Source organism: Clostridium sp. KNHs216, assembly GCF_006714885.1.
GTDB lineage: Bacteria > Bacillota > Clostridia > Oscillospirales > Acutalibacteraceae > Caproiciproducens.
Genome location: NZ_VFMF01000001.1, coordinates 176,390 through 196,066, shown reverse-complemented (window position 1 = coordinate 196,066; position 19,677 = coordinate 176,390). Strand labels below are relative to the sequence as shown.

The 19,677-nt window shown below is 51.1% G+C and carries 17 protein-coding genes and 2 riboswitches; of the genes, 1 reads left to right on the top strand and 16 read right to left on the bottom strand.

Features of this window, described 5'->3' with window-relative positions; all coding sequences use genetic code 11:
• Positions 1-9 precede the first annotated feature (9 nt).
• The 6 genes from cmk to LY85_RS00905 all read right to left on the bottom strand — a co-directional run bounded on the left by cmk (position 10) and on the right by LY85_RS00905 (position 5,045).
• The gene (gene cmk / locus LY85_RS00930; RefSeq protein WP_141825122.1) at positions 10-684 is read right to left on the bottom strand and encodes a (d)CMP kinase; all 675 of its coding nucleotides are present in this window, start codon (positions 682-684) and stop codon (positions 10-12) included.
• Positions 681-1,949, bottom strand: coding sequence for an NAD(P)/FAD-dependent oxidoreductase (locus LY85_RS00925; RefSeq protein ID WP_141825121.1), 1,269 nt, complete (start codon positions 1,947-1,949; stop codon positions 681-683). The genes cmk and LY85_RS00925 overlap by 4 nt, the downstream gene beginning before the upstream one ends.
• Positions 1,921-2,805, bottom strand: coding sequence for a MurR/RpiR family transcriptional regulator (locus LY85_RS00920; protein ID WP_038323959.1), 885 nt, complete (start codon positions 2,803-2,805; stop codon positions 1,921-1,923). The genes LY85_RS00925 and LY85_RS00920 overlap by 29 nt, the downstream gene beginning before the upstream one ends.
• 153 nt (positions 2,806-2,958) lie before the next feature.
• Positions 2,959-3,492: a hypothetical protein gene (locus LY85_RS00915; RefSeq protein ID WP_243122441.1), complete on the bottom strand. Its 534-nt coding sequence runs from the start codon at positions 3,490-3,492 to the stop codon at positions 2,959-2,961.
• A 22-nt stretch (positions 3,493-3,514) separates the two neighbouring features.
• Positions 3,515-4,156, bottom strand: a complete 642-nt coding sequence (locus LY85_RS00910; RefSeq protein ID WP_038323957.1) for a DnaJ domain-containing protein — start codon at positions 4,154-4,156, stop codon at positions 3,515-3,517.
• Positions 4,140-5,045, bottom strand: coding sequence for a DUF5685 family protein (locus tag LY85_RS00905; protein ID WP_141825119.1), 906 nt, complete (start codon positions 5,043-5,045; stop codon positions 4,140-4,142). Before LY85_RS00905 ends, LY85_RS00910 begins: the two co-directional genes overlap by 17 nt.
• Positions 5,046-5,397: 352 nt before the next feature.
• Here LY85_RS00905 and LY85_RS00900 point away from each other — a divergent pair, with 352 nt between their 5' ends.
• The gene (locus LY85_RS00900; protein ID WP_141825118.1) at positions 5,398-5,634 is read left to right on the top strand and encodes a hypothetical protein; all 237 of its coding nucleotides are present in this window, start codon (positions 5,398-5,400) and stop codon (positions 5,632-5,634) included.
• Positions 5,635-5,703: 69 nt separating this feature from the next.
• Here LY85_RS00900 and LY85_RS00895 read toward each other — a convergent pair whose 3' ends face one another.
• From LY85_RS00895 to fusA, 10 genes are all read right to left on the bottom strand, one after another.
• Positions 5,704-7,755: a methyl-accepting chemotaxis protein gene (locus tag LY85_RS00895; RefSeq protein ID WP_185741064.1), complete on the bottom strand. Its 2,052-nt coding sequence runs from the start codon at positions 7,753-7,755 to the stop codon at positions 5,704-5,706.
• A 180-nt stretch (positions 7,756-7,935) separates the two neighbouring features.
• Positions 7,936-8,961 (bottom strand): rod shape-determining protein, encoded by a 1,026-nt coding sequence (locus LY85_RS00890; RefSeq protein WP_141825116.1) that lies wholly within the window; start codon positions 8,959-8,961, stop codon positions 7,936-7,938.
• A gap of 61 nt (positions 8,962-9,022) precedes the next feature.
• Entirely contained in the window at positions 9,023-9,685 is a 663-nt protein-coding gene (locus tag LY85_RS00885) for a ComF family protein (RefSeq protein ID WP_141825115.1), read from the bottom strand.
• The gene (locus tag LY85_RS00880; protein WP_141825114.1) at positions 9,675-11,891 is read right to left on the bottom strand and encodes an ATP-dependent RecD-like DNA helicase; all 2,217 of its coding nucleotides are present in this window, start codon (positions 11,889-11,891) and stop codon (positions 9,675-9,677) included. The genes LY85_RS00885 and LY85_RS00880 overlap by 11 nt, the downstream gene beginning before the upstream one ends.
• Before the next feature lie 64 nt (positions 11,892-11,955).
• Positions 11,956-12,291, bottom strand: coding sequence for a hypothetical protein (locus LY85_RS00875; protein ID WP_038323944.1), 336 nt, complete (start codon positions 12,289-12,291; stop codon positions 11,956-11,958).
• Positions 12,292-12,341: 50 nt separating this feature from the next.
• Positions 12,342-13,526 (bottom strand): methionine adenosyltransferase, encoded by a 1,185-nt coding sequence (gene metK, locus LY85_RS00870; protein WP_038323942.1) that lies wholly within the window; start codon positions 13,524-13,526, stop codon positions 12,342-12,344.
• Between the two features lie 68 nt (positions 13,527-13,594).
• Positions 13,595-13,691: riboswitch (SAM riboswitch) on the bottom strand.
• A 113-nt stretch (positions 13,692-13,804) separates the two neighbouring features.
• Positions 13,805-14,440 carry an ECF transporter S component gene (locus tag LY85_RS00865; protein WP_141825113.1) on the bottom strand — a complete coding sequence of 212 codons (636 nt, stop codon included), beginning with the start codon at positions 14,438-14,440 and terminating at the stop codon, positions 13,805-13,807.
• Between the two features lie 176 nt (positions 14,441-14,616).
• Positions 14,617-14,745: riboswitch (FMN riboswitch) on the bottom strand.
• A 41-nt stretch (positions 14,746-14,786) separates the two neighbouring features.
• The gene (locus tag LY85_RS00860; protein WP_052010546.1) at positions 14,787-16,037 is read right to left on the bottom strand and encodes a CapA family protein; all 1,251 of its coding nucleotides are present in this window, start codon (positions 16,035-16,037) and stop codon (positions 14,787-14,789) included.
• 197 nt (positions 16,038-16,234) lie between these two features.
• Positions 16,235-17,440: an elongation factor Tu gene (gene tuf / locus LY85_RS00855; RefSeq protein ID WP_038323936.1), complete on the bottom strand. Its 1,206-nt coding sequence runs from the start codon at positions 17,438-17,440 to the stop codon at positions 16,235-16,237.
• Between the two features lie 102 nt (positions 17,441-17,542).
• The gene (gene fusA / locus LY85_RS00850) at positions 17,543-19,624 is read right to left on the bottom strand and encodes an elongation factor G (protein WP_141825112.1); all 2,082 of its coding nucleotides are present in this window, start codon (positions 19,622-19,624) and stop codon (positions 17,543-17,545) included.
• Positions 19,625-19,677: the final 53 nt, after the last annotated feature.

Sequence of the window (19,677 nt, the reverse complement as noted above, 5' to 3'; positions counted from 1 at the left end):
TCACCAGTTTCATTTATTATATTGCAGATTTTTTTTAATAATGGCAACCAGCTGTTTCACCGACTGCTCCAGCGTATTGCCCGTAGTGTCCACGATCACGGCGGTTGCAGCGGGGACAAGAGGCGCGACGGCACGATGCGAATCATTGTAGTCCCGCGTTTTCAAATCGCTCAGCACGTCGTCATAATCCACATGCTCGCCCTTTTTTATCATTTGCTGGTATCTTCTTCGGGCCCGTTCCTCCGGAGAAGCGGTCAGAAAAATTTTGACCTGTGCGTCCGGCAGCACGACCGTTCCGATATCGCGGCCGTCCATAACCACATCATTGTTCTTTGCGATATCCTTTTGCAGGGAAAACAAAAAATCCCTGACGGCGGGAATCGCCGAAACGTTGGACGCCGCCATGGAAACCTCCGCGGTGCGGATTGCGCTGGAAACGTCTTCTCCGCAAAGGATCACCTTCTGCTCCCCGTTTTGAAAGGTCAGCGTAACATGAACCTGTTGAAGCAGCGGAGTTACCGCGCGGACGTCCGATGTGTCCACTCCCTGTTTCAGCATATAAAGCCCAACAGCACGATAAAGCGCGCCGGTATCTACGTAAATAAAGCCGATTTCCCTGGCCGCACGGCGGGCAATCGTACTTTTGCCCGCCCCGGCAGGCCCGTCAATGGCAACTGCGGTCATTCGTTTTCCTCCTGCCTGTTCAGTGAATTCGCCGCAAGGCGGCCGGTGCAGAAAGCGATCTGCAGATTGAAGCCTCCAGTGTATGCATCCACATCGAGCACTTCCCCGGCGAAATAAAGTCCCCTGACCAGCTTTGATTCCATGGTTTTGGGATTGATTTCCGAGGTTTTCACTCCGCCGGAAGTGACAATGGCTTCCTCAATCGGCCGGAAACCCGAAATGGAAATTTCAAAGGATTTCAGCAGGCCCGCAAAAGCCCTACGCATTTCTCTGGTGATCTGGTTGCACTTTGTTTCAGCGGGAATCCCGGATTTTTCTACGACGACGGGAATCATTTTACTGGGCAGCAGCGCCGACAGCGAATTTGAAAAGTCCTTGTTATGGTTCGATTCAAAATCGCGCTGAATCCGGGCGTCAAGCTGTTCCGGAGAAAGTGCCGGCTTCAAGTCGATCGAAACGCGGTAGCGTCCCGGCGACATCTCCCCCATATGGGCGCTTGCGCTCAGGATCATGGGGCCGGAAACGCCGAAATGCGTAAAAAGCATTTCCCCGAAGTCCTCATAGATATTTTTTTTCTTTACCGTATCCCACACCTTTACGGCGACATTTTTCAAAGAAAGCCCCATCATCCTGCGGCATTCTTCGCCGTAAGCGGTCAGCGGAACCAGAGAAGGACGCAGCTGAGTTACCGTATGTCCGGCCTGTCTGGCAAGACGGTAGCCGTCGCCGGTGGAACCGGTCCCGGGATAGGAAGCACCGCCGCAGCAGACGATAACGGAATTGGCCAAAACCTGGGAACCGTTCTGCAATTCCGCGCCGAAAACCACATGGTCCTTTAAAATTAATCTTTTTACCTCACCGGTGATCAGGTCCGCCCCACTGTCCCTGACAAAACCGGCCAGCTTATCGACTACGTCGGCCGCTTTGTCCGACTGCGGGAACACCCGGTTCCCTCGTTCCGTTTTGACCGGCAGGCCCAGCTCCTCGAAAAAGCGGATGGTGTCCTGTGGGGAAAACCGGTTGGCGGCGCTGTAAAGGAACCGTCCGTTTGACGGAATGGAAGCGATGAAGGTCTGCACGTCGCAGTTGTTGGTGATATTGCATCTGCCCTTTCCCGTAATCATCAGCTTCCGGCCGGGGCGGGTATTTTTCTCGACCAAGCAGACGCGCAGCCCGTTGCCCGCGGCAGTTCCTGCGGCCATCAGGCCGGCGGCTCCGCCGCCGATAATCAGCGCGTCATAAGGCCGGTTCAATGGATTTATCATCTACCTTTTCATACACTCCGTATTCATCCCAAATATCTTCCAGACGCTTAAACACCTGAGAAACCTCTTCCGACTTCTTCAGCGTGGTCGTGACGATCAGCGCGTTGATCAGGCTGAGCGGCGCCACCAGCGAATCCACAATGGACGCAATGTCGCTGCGGGCAAGCAGAAGGTTGTCCGCCTCCATTGCCAGAGGGGACAGCGCGCTGTCCGTAATGGCGACGACCGTAGCACCCCGGTTGTGGGCAAAGTTCATCGCTTTGACCGCTTTTCTGGAGTACCGCGGGAAGCTGATGCCGATCACGACATCCCGCTCGTCCACGCGGATCATCTGCTCGAAAATCTCGCCTTCGCTGGTCGACTGCACCAGAAGGACGTTTTCAAAAATCAGATTGAAGTAATAGGATAAAAAGGTGGCCAGAGCCAAAGAGCTTCTCGCACCTAAAATATAAATTTTGCGCGCCTTGACAATAGCGTCCACCGAACGGTAGAAGTCCTCGTGCGGCGTTTCTTCCATGGTTCTGCGGATAATATCGATGTCCTGATTAAAAACGGAATCAAGGATATCGTTGTTGCCGATGCGGCTCGCCGTTACCTCCATTCTCTGAACGGAGGTAAGCTTGTTGCGGATCATCTCCTGCATGGCCTGCTGAAGCTCCGGGTATCCGGTGTAGCCAATTTCCGTCGCAAAACGGACGACTGTCGACTCGCTGACCCCGACGGTAGCGCCCAGCTTGGAAGCAGTCATAAACGCCACCTTGTCGTAGTGTTCCTCAATATATTTTGCAATCAGCTTTTGCCCTTTTGAAAAGTCGCCCATCCTGTTTCTTATTCTGACGGCTAACAAATTATTCATTCTACCAACTCCTGTTATTCATATTAATTCGAAACGGCATAAAAATCAAGTGCCTTTCTATGTTTTTGCAGGAGGTAATTCCCTGCAATTCATTTTTTTGACCTTCGCAAAAAAAATTCCCCTTTACAGGGGTAGTATTAGCATAACCATCTTTTATTTCAGCCATTTGCCGACATACCGGTGGAATCTCTGAAAATACAGCGCAACGAGGGAGGAAATCGCGTAATCGTACACGGCGAACACAAAATTGCCGGCAACCAGAAAGACCCACGGAAGATAAATCCCGAAAACGGTAAAGCTGTCTTCCGGCACGCCAAGCACCCGGATGCTGAGAAAAAATCCCAGGATCATCGCGGCATTAAAGACTCCAAATTTGAGGAAATACGACAAAACGCGGCGGTGCGTTCCTTCAATCTGCGCTTTCAGAATCGGATAATAGCCGAAAAAAACGACGAACAGCATAGCGGCCTCTTTATCCCCCGCAAGCAGAAGAGAAAGAACCGACGACGCAAGATAGACAGGCCACGCCCAGCCCACGCCCAGCTCGACAACGACCACGATGAGCAAAATGCCGGCAAAAGCGGGCAAGGCATAGGTTCCGATGGAAATCAGTCCGGTCAAAAACATCGTCACGGTGCAAAGCGCCGTTATGACTCCGCAAAAGGCCAGACGAATCGTTCTGCTCAAGTCGATTCCTCCCTGAACAAAATCAGCAGCAAGGGATTAAATCTCCGCCCATGCACTCGCAGCAGCAGTCTGCGCAGATCAGCGAAGAACAGACATCGCATCCGCTGCAGCTGCCGGTGCGCGGCACATTGGGGTTGTACCCTCCATACACGCCGTTTCGCTGATTGGTAACCTGATTCATAGCGGCGCGGTACTCGCCGTTATAGGGGTCCATCTGACAGGCCCTGGCAAAATTATTGTAGGCCTCTTCCAGCCAGCCCCTTTTATACAGCACGGTCCCCTTTAAGAAATACCATTCGGCATTCCTGCTTTCCGACGGAACGCCGTTCAGAATCTGTTCCGCGTCCGCAATGCGGCCCAGCATAATCAGATTCCGCACGTCATTAAAGCCGGAGGAATAGGAATTCCCGTAGCTTTGTCCGGCATAGCCCGTATTTGGTGCCGTATACCCGGCGTAGCCGCCGTTTTTCTGCTGTTTTCTTTGTGCGACAACCGTATCGTAAGCCTCGTTAATTTCTTTCATCTTTTCACCGGCAAGGTCGGCGATCGGACTTCCGGAATAATTATCGGGGTGATATTTTTTGGCAAGTTCGCGATAAGCGGCTTTTATCTCGTCGTCTGTCGCCGTTGGAGATACTCCCAATACCTTATAAGGATCTGACATGCACTTTCTCCTTCTTAAATAGTAATTCTTTTTGTATTTCCGGCAAGCCTTTCAAAACAACGTTCTGAATGATCTCGCCAAAATGATCCAAATCCAAAATATTCAAAGCGGCCGTCAGTTGGGAAAGCGTCAGGTTCAGAACCTCATTTGCATAACTTTTCGCCTTTTCCAGTTCCTCCGGACTGCTGGCATCATTCAAGCCGCATTGAATAATAAACGGATTGAACGACGCTGTTTTCAGATCCTTTTCCATATCGTCCGCGGCGTCAATAATATATACCCAGCGGCCTAAAAAATAACCAAACTGCCGCAAAATCCGTATTTTAGGAGAATCTGGCTCCCCATCCTCCCCTGCAGAAGCCTCAAAAACCTGCTGCAGCATCTTCGCCGTCGGCTCCGCGCAGGAATCAAGACACGGGTCGGGCGCCTGCTCCGCGGCCTTCTGTTCTTCCATGGAAGCTGAAATAATCGCGTCCAGCCGGGGAAAATCGGCGGCGGCTTTTCTATGTGCCCGCGCAGCGAGGAGCAGCAGGGCATACGCGCGAAGCTTTCCCCAGAAGCGGGAATCCGCAATATCGTCCCTGATTTTATAGTAAGTCATAATGACGGAAAGGGCTGAGGCAGAGACGAATTCCGGTTCCCCGGAACTGCAGAAGGTGCATTTTTTAAACGGATTGACAACGCAGCGTCCGCTTTGAAAGCCGGGACACTCCGGACGAAACGCAAGCAGCATCAGTGCATAGAAAGTGCAGTCATAGCTTAAAGTAAGCCGCGATACCATTCCGTAGCTTTTGCCCAGCTGACGGCACAGGGAACAGTATACCCCCTTGTACTGTTCATACTCACGGACAAGCAGCTCCGATTTTTGCGGTCTTACGTAACCAAACACAGAATCATCCTTATAATCATAGCATATTTTATAGTATTCGTATATTATTTTACTATATCTGACACCATAATTTAATGAACGATATGTAAATTTTATGGATTCCACACTCAAAGGGAAAGAATGGCCGAATTTTTTTCCAGTTTCATTTTTAAAACTAATTTTTGCACAAATTTATTTAGTTGCAATTGTGCATAATGTATGGTAATATGATCATACAAGGAAAAGTATTTTTCCTTTGGTGGCCTTATTCAAAACAGGAAAGAACAGATCAATTTGCGGGTTATTGTATTTGTCAAAGGCGCATGCTATAATCTGCTCAGAAGGAAATCCCATTATTTAGGAGGTTAAGAATATGAAGCTGTACGACATTGATGTGGTAAAACTGATTGAACTCTTGGACAAAGCAAAAGGAAATGTCTACCTGATTACCGAGGACGGAAACACCCTGAATCTGAAGAGCAAGCTCTGCCAGCTGTATGGTGTGCGGGCGCTTTTGGAAAGCGCGAAAAATTCGACGGTTTCAGCCGAACTGAACGTAGAAAATCCGGAAGATGAACTGATGTTTATCAACTATATGATGAGCAAATAAATTTTACCGATAACAACAGCCGCCGCTGCAGTACTGCAGCGGCGGCTGTTTTCATACGATGCTGTGCCGTTATTTTTTTAGTTCAAACCGCGCGACCCTATCGCGGAGCAAGCCGGCCTGAGCGGACAGCTCTTCGGCGGCGGCAGCGCTTTCCTCCGCGGTTGCCGAGTTGGTCTGAACCACCGCCGAAATCTGGGAAACCCCCGCATCGATCTGTTCAATGGAATTGGCCTGGTCGCTCGAAGCAGCGGCGATCTGCGTGACCAGATGATTGACTTCCGTAGATTTCTGAACGATCTGATTGAGCAGCTCCGCCGTTTTACCAGCGATTTTGGTTCCGTTGTCCACAGCCCTGACGGAATCCTCAATCAGCGAGGTGGTATGCTTCGCCGCCTCCGCGCTCTTGCTGGCAAGGTTTCTGACTTCGTCAGCCACCACGGCAAAGCCCCTGCCGGCCGCGCCCGCCCTGGCCGCTTCCACCGCGGCGTTCAGCGCCAGAATATTGGTCTGGAATGCGATATCGTCAATGGTTTTAATGATCTTTGTAATTTCGTCGGACGATACCCGGATGCGGTCGATCGCCCCGGTCATCTCCCCGATTGTCTGTTTTCCGGTATCCAGCTGCCGTTCCGCGTCCTGCGCAAGCTGTTTGGCGTTGCCCGCGTTCTCCGCATTTTCTTTCACCTGCCGTGATATTTCATTGATGGAAGCCGACAGCTCTTCCAAAGAACCCGCCTGTTCGGTCGCCCCGCTGGAAAGCGCCTGTGCCCCGTTGGCGATTTCGCCCGCCCCGCTGGCCACCTGCTGGGCCGCCGTTTCAATTTCCACGAACACCGTGTTCAAGGAATCGATGATTTCCAGAAGCGCCTTCTTAATGGGAGCAAAATCTCCTACATAATCGTGCTTAACCTCCAGCCGCAGGTTTCCGTTGGACATATTGACAAGCACGTCGGATATTTCCTCTATGTAACTGCTCAGCTTTCCGGAAGTATCTTTAAAGTTAGCCGCCAGTTCGCCGAGCTCGTCCTTGGTATGTACCTCGATATCGGAATGGAGCTTTCCGTTTCCCATATCCGTCGACAGCGCGACGATACTGTCAATCGGAGAAAGAGACCGTCTGATCTGATAAAATACGATGAATCCGATGACGGCGATCCCTATGAGTCCGGCAATGCCGACGAAAATGATCAGGACGGTGATTTCCCTCAAGGCTTCCGACTTCTGGACAACAAACGTGCTGGTCCAGTTTTCGTCGATCCCCTCAATTTTCAGCGGCTGGGTAACCCTGTACTCCTGACTGCCTGTCTTGCCGTCATATTTGGTCCCCGCTTTTTTCTGATCGGCCGTATTGGAAACATAGTTCGAACCGGCGGAAAGAATATAATTGCAGGAGGTGGAGTACCCGCCCAAGTCGTAATCAAGATGATTGATGGTATCCGTCAGAATATCAGTGGTTGCAACTCCCAGAAAATTGCCGTCCTCATCCAGAATCGGATTGCTGATCGTAATCAGCCAGACGATTCTTCCGGAGCTCAGCTGATAAGAATACGGCTCCGAAATATGCGGTTTTTTCGTCTGCTTGCTGACCGCATAATATTCCCTATCCTTGTAGGTGCTGTAGTCGCTTAATATATCCAGCTTCTTTTCCGTGCCGAACAGATAGGCATAATAGGACCGGCCGTCCGCGCTCTGTTCAAACATGGCGTTCGGTTCAAACGCCACATAAGCCGAAAAGATGCGTGTGTCGTCCAGATACGCGGACAGGTCTTTCTTGATAAACTGATCGCGCGTATAGGAGTCCAGCTCCTTGTAGCGATAAACTTCGAGAGCCAGCGCCTTTGACAGGGTCTGCATGTTGTTCAGATAGGAGGACGCCATATAGGCGTTGTTTTCAGCCAGGTTATTGATATTGTTCACGACCGTTTTTTCCTGTGACGCAGACAGGTAGATGTTCAGGAACACACATAACGCCACCATCATAACGGCAACGGCAGAAATAATCCGGAGCGGGATTCTGAATACCAGCTTATTTTTGTCGGCTTTCAGATGAATCTTCCGAAACCGGATTTTCTTGAAATTCAGTTTCCGAATTTTGATTTTGGGTAATTTGATCTTTTTCATTTTTTTCTCTCCTCTCAACCGCATTGATTTCCGACTTGCCGCACCAGGACTATAGCCGCGCCCCGATGATTAATGTTATATATCGACAGCTTTTTTACAAAATGAAGCAAGCCGGATATAAAAAAGCATTGTTGTAAAAACTCACAACAATGCTTAGTTTTTGAAATCATTTCTATTTAATTAATAAGCGGCGCTCAGCGGATTCAGTACGCCGTACCCCTTATTTTGGATGTCGTCAATAAACTGAATGGCCTTGCCCGCTCCCAGCGCAACGCAGATCTGGGAATCCTCGGCAAGCTTTACCGGCATTTTCGCCTTTTTGGAAATCAGCATATCGACACCGTAAAGCTGGGCCGACCCGCCCGTCAGAATGATACCGTCCGAATAAACATCCCCCATCAGTTCCGGCGGCGTTTTTTCCAGCATCTCCTGAATGGTCCGGACAATCTGCATCGCCGGTTCAATCAGGGCCTCCAGCATTTCGTCGCAGGAGATGTCCGCCCACTGCGGCAGCCCGGTCATTGCATTTCTGCCTTTAATTCTGTGACTGCACAGGTCCTTTCTGGGATAAACGCAGCCGATCGCGATTTTTGCTTCCTCAGCCATGCGCTGGCCGATAATCAAATTGTATTTTCTTCGGATATACTTGATGATTGCTTCATCAAAGGCATTCCCGGCGACCTTAATGGAGCGCGAGATCGCAATGCCGCTCAGGGAAAGCACCGCCATATCCGTCGTGCCCCCTCCGATATCGACGATCAGGGTGCCGTGCGGCGTGGAAATATCCACACCGGCGCCGAGCGCCGCGGCCACGGGTTCCTCAATCAGACAGATTTTGCGCACGCCCGCCGCGCTGATCGCGTCCACCACCGCGCGTTTCTCAACCTCTGTAATCTGGCACGGCACGCTGACGACAACGCGGGGCATAAAAACCTTGCTCCCGCTGATTTTTTTCAAATAGGTGTTAATTAGATACTGCGCCAGATCAAAATTGGAAATGACGCCGTTGCAAAGCGGATGGGAAACGGAAATCTTGTCCGAGGTACGTCCCACCATCCTGTAGGCTTCCGAGCCGATTGCCACAACTTCGTCCGTTTCCACGTTAACGGCAACAACTGCCGGTTCATTAAGTATAATGCCTTTCCCGTCAAGGTAAATCTTGACGGCTGATGTACCAAGATCTATCGCAATGTCAGTACCCAGCACGTAATCACATCCAATCTCTATTCATCTTATTATATTATTACAAAATCAGAAATTTTTCAACTTAAAGTGCACGGGCCACTGCGGCACACATAATCTTTTTTGCTCCGCCGTCAAGCAGAACACAGCCGCATTCCCCCAGCGTAGCGCCGGTAGTTACAATATCGTCTATCAGCAGGATGCTTTTTTCCGCTGTCTGCTCCCCGTCCCTGATCCGATAGACACCCCGGACATTGCTGCGGCGTTCCTTTTCGCTCAGCTTGTGCTGTTCCCGGTTGTTCCGGAGCTTGACCAGATACTCCCGGTAAGGCAGGCCGAGGCGTTTTGCGACCGCCCTTGCCAAAAGCTCCGACTGATTATAGCCTCTCGTTTTGTACCGCTCCCCCGAGATGGGAACGGACGTAACGGAATCGAACCGCGCTTTGGGAAAGCTTTTCCCGATTTGCACGGACATGCTCTCCGCATAAAAATCCGCAAAATCCTTTTGCCCGTAAAATTTAAATCGGAGAATGGATTCCCGAATTTTCCCGCTGTATAAATAGGGCGCGGTACATAAAATAGTTTCACCGGAACCCGGCAGATAAATGCATTTTTCGCCGGAGGTATGTAAAATTTCTTTTTCGCATTTTTCACATACGGATTGACCTGAGGAAACAATTCCGCGGCAGAATATGCATTTCGGCGGAAAAATCATATCCAGAAACATCGAAAAAAGCTTAGCGCTCATTCTGCGCGCCTCCGGTCAGAAAATAGTAGAGCCCGGAGTACCGGCGCATTTTTTTATCGTTTTCAACCATGCGTTGAATCGCTTTCTGCGACCCAACTAGAATCAAAAGGGACTTTGCACGCGTAATCGCGGTATACAGCAAATTTCTGTAGGAAAGCTGGGGCGCTCCCTGAAACATGGGCATCACAACGGCGGTAAATTCGTTTCCCTGGCTCTTGTGTACCGTCATGGCATAGGCAAGCTCCAGCTCCGCCGCGGTCTCCAGCTCGTAAAGCACCATGCGGTCATCCATCTGCACCGTAATAGTGGAAGCGCGGCGGTCAATGCCGCACAGAATACCGAGATCGCCGTTAAAAACGCCTTCCCCGCTTGTCCCGTCCGGTTTCACCCAGGCCAGGTTATAGTCGTTTTTGATCTGCATCACCTTGTCGCCCTCCCGGAACAGGGTGCCGTTAATGGTGATTTCATTTTTTGTTTTATCCGGAGGATTGATCACTGCCTGCAGCTTTTTGTTGAGCTCCACGGTACCCAGTTCCCCTTTTCTGGAGGGAGACAGCACCTGGATATCCGACAAAGGCGAGTATCCGTAGCTTGCGGGCAGACGGGCCGCGCACAAATCAACAATCGTGGAGCTGATTTCCGCGGGGCTTCCGTACGGCAGAAAGAAAAAGTCGCTGCTTCTGACGGAAAGCTCCGGCATCTCTCCTTTTACAATCCTGTGCGCGTTCATAACAATCAGGCTTTGCATGGACTGGCGGAAAATCTGATTGAGCTGGACAACGGGCATCAGTCCGGTGGCGATCAGGTCGCCCAGCACGTTGCCCGGCCCGACGCAGGGCAGCTGGTCGCAGTCGCCGACCATGACGAGGCGGCAGCCGAGCGGAAGGGCGCGCAGGACCGCTTCGAAAATATTGGCGTCCACCATGGACAGCTCGTCAATCACCAGCGCGTCGCATTCCAGAAGATTCTTCTCGTTCTTGGAAAACACGGGCAGATCGTTTTCATCCCATTCCACCTGAAGCAGACGGTGGATCGTTTTCGCGTCCTGCCCCGTCAGCTCGGACATCCGCTTGGCCGCTCTGCCGGTCGGCGCGGCAAGCAGAACCTTCTCCCCCTTCGTCTCCAGAATCTTGATGATCGCGTTGAGGGTGGTGGTTTTTCCGGTTCCCGGCCCGCCCGTCAAAATCAGCATGCCCTTGGAAAGAGCCTCTTTGATCGCCTGTTTCTGTCCGTCGGCGTACTGAATCTGAAACGTTTCCTCAATATTTGAAATATAATTATCGATTCCAAGAATGGACTGCGCCGGAAAGCGAAGCATCATGTTCAGCCTTCCCGCGGAGTACAGCTCGGACCGGTACAGCTTAGGGGTAAAAATATACTCCCGGCCATCAAAAAGGACGGCGCAGACAGACATTTCCGCCTTCAGGGCTTCCAGCGTGTCAAGAGCCTGCTCCGGCCCAATGCCGAGCATCTTCTGCGCGGCGGCCAAAAGCTTGTCCGCAGGCAGGCAGGTATGGCCGTTGCCGACATTGTGCTTCAAAACGTGCAGAATGCCTGCGCGGACCCTGCAGCCGTCGTCCTGCGGCCTCTCAAGAGAGGCGGCAATATCGTCGGCGCGCTCAAAGCCGATTTCCAGCCCGTCCTCACACAGGCAATAGGGGTCCTCCTGCACGCGCTCCGCAGCCTGCGGGCCGTAGAGCTTCCAGACTCTGACGGCCTCGTCGGGCGAAATGCCGAAGCTGCTTAAATACAGCATGATTTCCCGGATGCCGTGTATCTTTTTGAACTCATCGCTCATTTTCTTTGCTTTTGCCCTGGTAATTCCCTTAATGGCGCAAAGGCGCTCCGGTTCCTCTTCCAGTACCTGCAGCGCGTTCATGCCGAACATGTCCACAATTTTCCCGGCGGTACCCGGGCCGATGCCCTTGACAGCGCCCGACGAAAGATATTTCAGCATGGCGGCCGCAGTGGAGGGCTTCGAGCGTTCAAAACCTTCCACCTTAAACTGGGTTCCGTAGTTCGGATTGTTGATCCAGCTGCCCACAACGCGCACTTCCTCGCCCGCGCTGACCAGCGGCATCGTACCCACGGCCGTAACCAATTCTTCCCCGTTATTAATTTCTATTATCGCATATCCGTTCTTCTCATTTTTAAAAATGACCTGTTCCACGGAACCGGTCATTTCCAGCATCTGATCTTCCCGCATGAAACTCCCTCGTATTTTATGATTCATAAATTTAGTATAATACATGAGCTATGTATTTGCAAATTTATTGACATAGAATATCCGGCAGTTCTTCGGGAGTACAGACCTCTACTCCGGGATTTCGGTTGGAAATAATTCTGCATACCACGTTTGTTTCTTCATCCATTCCTTTGTCAAGACAAATCAGCATTTTTTCGTCGCCGCGAATCCATTTCAGTCTTTCGATCGCGCTTTCCAGCAGCATTTCGGCGCCTTCATCGTGGCCTTCCAGGGAAACGACCAGATAAAGCTTGCCCGGACGGGAGGGCCTGAGCATCCAGAAAATGATATTCCTGACGATTTCAGCGGCGCCGATGATAGCCAGAAGAACAAAAGCGATTTTTGCAAGGATCTCAAGCATAAAAAGTCACCTCAACACAGTTTATGTGCCGAGGCGACCAAATGCTATGCTTATTTTGCCAATGCGGCTTTTAGAGCATCGACCTTGTCGCGCTTTTCCCATGCAACGTTCAGGTCCTCCCGGCCCATATGGCCGTAATTGGAAACGGAACGGTAAATAGGACGGCGAAGATTCAGGTCATGGATAATCGCCGTGGGACGAAGGTCAAACACCTTTTCCACCGCCGCCGCAAGCTCGTCGTTGCTGTATTGGGAAGTACCGAACGTATCCACCATAATGGAAACGGGTCTTGCCACGCCGATCGCGTAGGCGATCTGAATTTCACATTTTTTTGCCAGGCCCGCCGCAACAACGTTCTTTGCCGCGTAGCGCGCCGCGTAAGCCGCGGAACGGTCAACTTTGGTAGGATCCTTCCCCGAGAAAGCGCCGCCTCCGTGCCTTCCGTAGCCGCCGTAAGTGTCAACGATGATTTTTCTTCCGGTCAGTCCGCTGTCGCCCACCGGACCGCCGATCACGAAACGGCCGGTCGGGTTCACAAAGAACTTCGTCCTGTCATCCAGCCATTTTTCAGGAATTACCGCTTTTATCACATGCGCGATAATATCTTCTCTGATCTGCTCCAGTGTGGCGTCGGGGTCATGCTGGGTGGAAACAACAACGGTGTCCACGCGCACCGGCTCGTCCCCGTCGTACTCCACGGTCACCTGCGTCTTGCCGTCCGGCCTCAGATAGGACAGGGTACCGTCCTTTCTGACCTGGCTCAGGCGCTTCGACAACCTGTGCGCCAGAGAGATGGCAAGCGGCATCAGCTCCGGCGTTTCGTCGCAGGCGTATCCGAACATCATGCCCTGATCGCCCGCGCCAGTCACGTCGTTTGCGTCCGTCGCACCCTGCTTCGCCTCATAGGACTGATTGACGCCCATCGCGATATCGGGCGACTGGATATCGATGGAGGTGATCACGCCGCAGGTGTTGCCGTCAAAACCGCAGGCGGGATCATCGTAGCCGATGTCCTTGACTACCTGCCGCGCCACCGACGCAATATCCACATAGCAGTCGGTAGAAATCTCTCCCATTACATGGATAACGCCGGTGGTGGCCGTTACTTCACACGCAACGTGAGCTTCCGGATCCTGTGCAATAATTTCATCCAGCACGGCGTCCGCAATCTGGTCGCAGAGTTTGTCCGGATGGCCTTCCGTTACTGATTCCGATGTAAAAAGATGTCTTGCCATTGAGCAATCCTCCTAAAATAAAATAAATAAAAAACGCCGTCCGGAAAATCCGAACGGCGTGTATGATTACCTCATCTTTCGGCTTTACCGCAGGAATTGGCACCTTACGCTTTGTAGGTTGCCGGACATCATAGGGCCTGTTCCCTCCGTCACTCTTGATAAGGGCATATTTAATTTTCTGATGTGATTATAACATAGATCAGATTGATCGTAAAGAACAAAAATAGGCAAAGTGCATGTCCCTGATCGGGGATAAACTGTACGGTTTCAATAAATGATTATCTTCTGCCGATTCTGTTGTGCAAAATCGGGCTGACACGCTTATAGGTCAGCATGGTCACAGCGGAGACCAGCATCCCCTTGAGCAGGTTGAACGGCGCTACGGCAAGCATGACAAAGGATGTAAGATCGCTGATGGAAGGATTGACCGCGTGTCCCATCGCGATCAGCGCGTCCATCGGCATATTAAACACCTTGGCGTAAAACGGCAGCAGCACAAAAGCGTTCAGCAGGCTTCCCGCAACAATCAGCGTAAACGTACCGACCGCCATACCGATCAGCGCACTTTTTTTCGATTTGCTGTGTCTGTAGATCAATGCGCTGGGAATGACAAACGAACAGCCGATGATAAAGTTCGCGATATCGCCGACTCCGCCCGTCGAGCTTCCGTGAATAATAAGGTAGAGCAATATTTTGACCAGCTCAATGACAACGCCGGCAAAGGGACCCATGGCAAAGCTGCCGATCAAAACGGGAAGCTCGCTCAGATCGATTTTATAAAAGCTGGGCGCAAACCAAAGCGGTATTTCCACGACCATCAGGACGGCGGCAATGGCGGACAGAATTCCGATTTGCGCGATGCCTCTGGTATCCAATAATTTCGCTGACTTTTTTTCGTTTGTAATCGTATTCATGATTTCTCCTATCTTCTTCATAAGTATTTTCGCTTCGGCACTAAAGCGGGGTGAAAAGGATGCAGGAAACACACAGGTTACTTCATCTTTCTCATTAAAAAACTCCTTTTTTAGTTGCCAACGAAAAAAAAAGTCCCACAGTAAAAAACTGCGGGACGAAAGTATACGCAAACACGCGCAATCTTCTTCCATCCGGACTATACCGTCGGCTTTGGAATCAAACCAAATCAGCTTTCGCTCGCGGGCTCGTCGGCTTACGCCGCTTTACCGCCGGTGGGGAATTGCACCCCGCCCCGAAGACAACTTTATTTAATTTATATTATTATAGCACTGTGAGAATTGTGTGTCAATCTTTCTGCAGATATTCTTTCGGAATGCTCTGACTGACAATATTGTTGATGTATTTCAGGCTGAACGCCGGAGTATAGCGCTTTACGCCGTGAACGGCGGCCAGAGCGTCCGTGTACTGACTCAGCGGATAAATCGTAATGCCCGCGCATCCCTTGCCGTAGTGCGTGACGATCGGCTTGAATTTCATATCCGTAAAAGTCGTTTTGTCCGTTGTAAAATCCTTGGTCATTGTAACGGTCAGAATGCCGCTGACCATATTATCCCCGCTCTGCTGGGCGGAAACAAGATTGCCGAACGCAAAAATGACAGGACACTTCGTCCCGTCCTTCCGGGTCAGGACCGTCAGCTTCTGTAAAACATGGGGATGATTTCCGAAAATGATGTCCGCTCCCCAATCGACCATATTCTGCGCAAGCGTCTTCTGCTTGTCCGAAAGCGTGTAGGTATTCTCATTTCCCCAATGCACGGAAATAACCACAACGTCCGCCATTGATTTTGCTTTTTTGATCAATTTTTCTATCAGTTCGGTCTCGTTTGCGTAAATCAGCCGGTATTTGGAATTTTTGGGAAGATAAAGCCCGTTTGTCATTTCCGTAATACCAATATGGGCGGTTTTGATCCCCTTTGATTCCACAATCCGGATATTCTGCAGATCTTCCTCATCGCGGTAGGCACCCACCACCTTTACGGACGGTTTAGTCGCCCAGTAGTCCAGCGTGGCCGCAAGGCCCGCTTCATTTTTGTCCAGAACGTGGTTGTTGGCGTGATTAATGACGTCAAAGCCCAGATTGACCAGCTCGTCCCCCAATTCTGTAGGCGAGTTGAAGCGCGGATACCCCGACGGCGGCGCGATCTTTCCCGCAATCGGCGTTTCCTGATTGATAACCGAGATGTCCGCATTTTTGATATCCGCCGCTATGCGCGTATAAACCGGAGAAAAATCAAAGCCTTTCCCTCCTGTCCGGCTCTGCGCCTGCTTATAGATCACATCGTGAATCAGGTCGTCGCCGACACCCAGAATCGTAATGGAAACCGGCTTTTGAACCGGTTTGGACTCCGCTTTTGACACCGCTTCCGACGAAGCCGCTGCATGTAACGGTGCGGATACTCCGGACGGCAGTCCCGTTTTCCCGGTCCCCTGATTCTGCAGGAATAAGACCATGGAAGCAACACAGGCGCCTGCCAGAACCACAGCCAGACACACACGGAAAACGATCCGGGACAGATTGTTTTGATCCTTCTTCATATAAAAACCCCTAAAAAGTTATTTAAATACTTCCCCACCAAGCGGTTCAGTTTATTTTGCCGAATCCACGCTCTATTTGTCTACATTATAACATGACTGTTGACAGAAAGCTACTTTTGCCTGCGCAGAACGCACCCATTTAAAACGTAAAAAGGCCCTGCCCTTTCGGGCAAGGCCTTAACAAACAAGAGTTACAATTACTGAGCGTTGATCTTAATAACAACGCCGGAGCCAACTGTGTGGCCGCCTTCACGGATAGCGAAGCGGAGGCCCTCTTCAATAGCGATAGGAGTGATCAGCTCAACGTCCATTTCGACGTTATCGCCGGGCATACACATCTCAGTGCCTTCCGGCAGGGAGATAACGCCTGTAACGTCTGTGGTTCTGAAATAGAACTGAGGACGGTAGTTGTTGAAGAACGGAGTATGACGGCCGCCTTCATCTTTGGTCAGAACGTAAACCTGACCACGGAACTTTGTGTGCGGATGAATGGTTCCCGGCTTTGCAAGAACCTGGCCACGCTCAATTTCCGTTCTCTGGATACCACGAAGAAGAACACCGACATTATCGCCGGCCTCTGCAAAGTCAAGGGTCTTTTTGAACATTTCAAGACCTGTAATAACAGACTTTCTGCGCTCTTCGGTCAGACCTACGATCTCAACTTCTTCGCCGACCTTAGCTCTGCCGCGATCGACTCTACCGGTGGCGACCGTACCACGGCCGGTAATGGTGAAGACGTCTTCAACAGGCATAAGGAAAGGAAGGTCGGATTTACGCTCAGGAGTCGGAATGAAGCTGTCAACAGCGTCCATCAGCTCATGAATGCATTTGTACTCCGGCGCATCCGTATCCGTAGATTTGGACTCAAGCGCTACAAGAGCGGAGCCGCGGATGATCGGTGTGTCGTCGCCCGGGAACTCATACTCGTTCAGAAGGTCACGGATTTCCATTTCAACAAGGTCAAGGAGTTCAGGATCGTCAACCTGGTCGACCTTGTTCATGAAAACAACAATATAAGGCACGCCAACCTGACGGGCCAGAAGGATATGCTCTCTGGTCTGCGGCATCGGGCCGTCAGCAGCGGAAACAACAAGGATAGCACCGTCCATCTGAGCAGCGCCGGTGATCATGTTCTTTACATAGTCGGCGTGGCCTGGGCAGTCAACGTGAGCATAGTGACGGGCAGCCGTCTGATACTCAACGTGAGCAGTGTTGATGGTAATACCGCGCTCTCTCTCTTCAGGAGCCTTATCAATATTTGCATAGTCAACGAAGTCAGCCTCACCGCTGAAGTTAAGGACCTTGGTAATCGCCGCGGTCAACGTGGTCTTGCCATGGTCAACGTGGCCAATAGTACCAATGTTTACGTGTGGTTTGGATCTGTCAAATTTTGCTTTTGCCATTGGAATTCCTCCTTTTTATTTATACGATAATAATTTTAATGATTTAACTATGCCTATCATTTTATCAATAACATCAATAAAAATCAAGCGTAATTTTACAAGTTATTCGCACTTTTTGTTGCGTGAAGAAATAATGTTTTCCGAAACCGACTTCGGCACTTCTGTAGAAGTGGCGGGTTCCATGACGTACTGGCCTCTGCCCTGTGTCTTGGAACGCATATCGGTCGCGTAGCCAAACATTTCAGAAAGCGGAACATGCGCTCTGATCTGCTGTGCGCCCGGAATCGCATCCATGCCTTCGATCATGCCGCGGCGGGAGTTCAAATCGCCGATGATGTCGCCCATGTACTCCTCGGGCACCGTAACGGTAACCTTCATGATCGGCTCCAGAATGACCGGATTCGCCTTTCTCATAGCCTCTTTGAAAGCCATGGAACCGGCAATCTTAAACGCCATTTCGGAGGAGTCAACCTCATGGTAAGAGCCATCGTAAAGGGTTACCTTAGTGTCGACTACCGGATAGCCGGCGAGAACACCGGAGAGCATAGCGCCCTGAATACCCTGGTCAACAGCCGGGATATATTCCTTCGGAATCGCACCGCCGACGACGGCGTTGACAAACTCGTAGCCATTGCCCGGGTTCGGCTCAATGCGGATCTTAACATGACCGTACTGGCCGCGGCCGCCGGACTGACGGGCATACTTGGTGTCAACATCCGCATTCCCGCGGATGGTTTCCTTATAGGATACCTGCGGCTTGCCGACGTTCGCTTCCACATGGAACTCACGCAGAAGTCTGTCGACAATGATCTCAAGGTGAAGCTCGCCCATGCCCGCGATGATCGTCTGACCCGTTTCCTCATTGGTATACGCCTTAAAGGTAGGATCTTCTTCCGCAAGCTTTGCAAGGGCAATTCCCATTTTTTCCTGGCCGGCCTTTGTCTTCGGCTCGATTGCGACTTCAATAACCGGGTCCGGGAATTCCATGGATTCAAGAATAATCGGATGCTTTTCGTCACAGAGTGTATCACCTGTGGTGGTATTTTTCAAACCAACCGCAGCCGCAATATCACCAGCATAAACAACGTCGATATCCTGACGGTGATTGGCGTGCATCTGAAGAATACGGCCCAAACGTTCGTTGTTGTCCTTGGTCGAGTTGTAAACGCTGGAGCCAGCCTGAATGGAGCCGGAGTAGACGCGGAAGAAGCACAGCTTTCCGACATACGGGTCTGTGGCAATCTTAAACGCCAGAGCGGCGAAAGGCTCGTCATCGCTGGAATGGCAATCCTGTTCCTCGCCGGTTTCCGGATTCATACCCTTGATAGCGGGAACATCCGTCGGCGCGGGCATATAAGCCACGATAGCGTCAAGAAGCTTTTGAACGCCCTTGTTTCTGTAAGAAGTACCGCAGGTGACGGGAACCATATGGTTGGCAATCGTGGATTTACGGATTGTAGATATGATTTCGTCCTTCGTGAGAGTTTCCCCGTTCAGGTACTTCTCCATCAGGGCATCGTCCTGCTCCGCGACATGCTCAATCAGTTCGGTGTGATACTGGTTGGCAAGCTCGAGCATATCCTCCGGGATATCCTCCACTTTCATGTCCTTGCCCATATCGTCGTAGTAAATATCAGCCTTCATATCGACAAGGTCGATGATGCCCTTAAAGGTATCCTCGCTGCCGATGGGGAGCTGAATCGGCACGGCATTGCACTTCAGCCGATCTTTCATCATCTGGACAACACGGAAGAAATCTGCGCCCATGATGTCCATTTTATTTACATAAGCCATACGGGGGACATGATATTCCTCAGCCTGACGCCAAACCGTCTCCGACTGCGGCTCAACACCGCCCTTGGCACAGAAAACCGTTACCGAACCGTCGAGCACGCGCAGCGAACGCTCAACTTCTACGGTAAAGTCAACGTGGCCCGGGGTGTCAATGATGTTGATCCGGTGGCCCTTCCAAAAGCAGGTAGTCGCAGCGGAGGTAATGGTAATACCTCTCTCCTGCTCCTGCACCATCCAGTCCATGGTCGCAGCACCATCATGCACTTCGCCAATCTTATGGTTAATTCCTGTGTAATACAGGATACGTTCAGTTGTTGTTGTTTTACCGGCATCAATGTGCGCCATAATACCGATATTGCGGGTTAATTCAAGTGATACCTGCCTTGGCATAGTTTCCTCCTTAAAGTCTGAAATGTTGGGATTTGTACACTATTTCAGGTAAC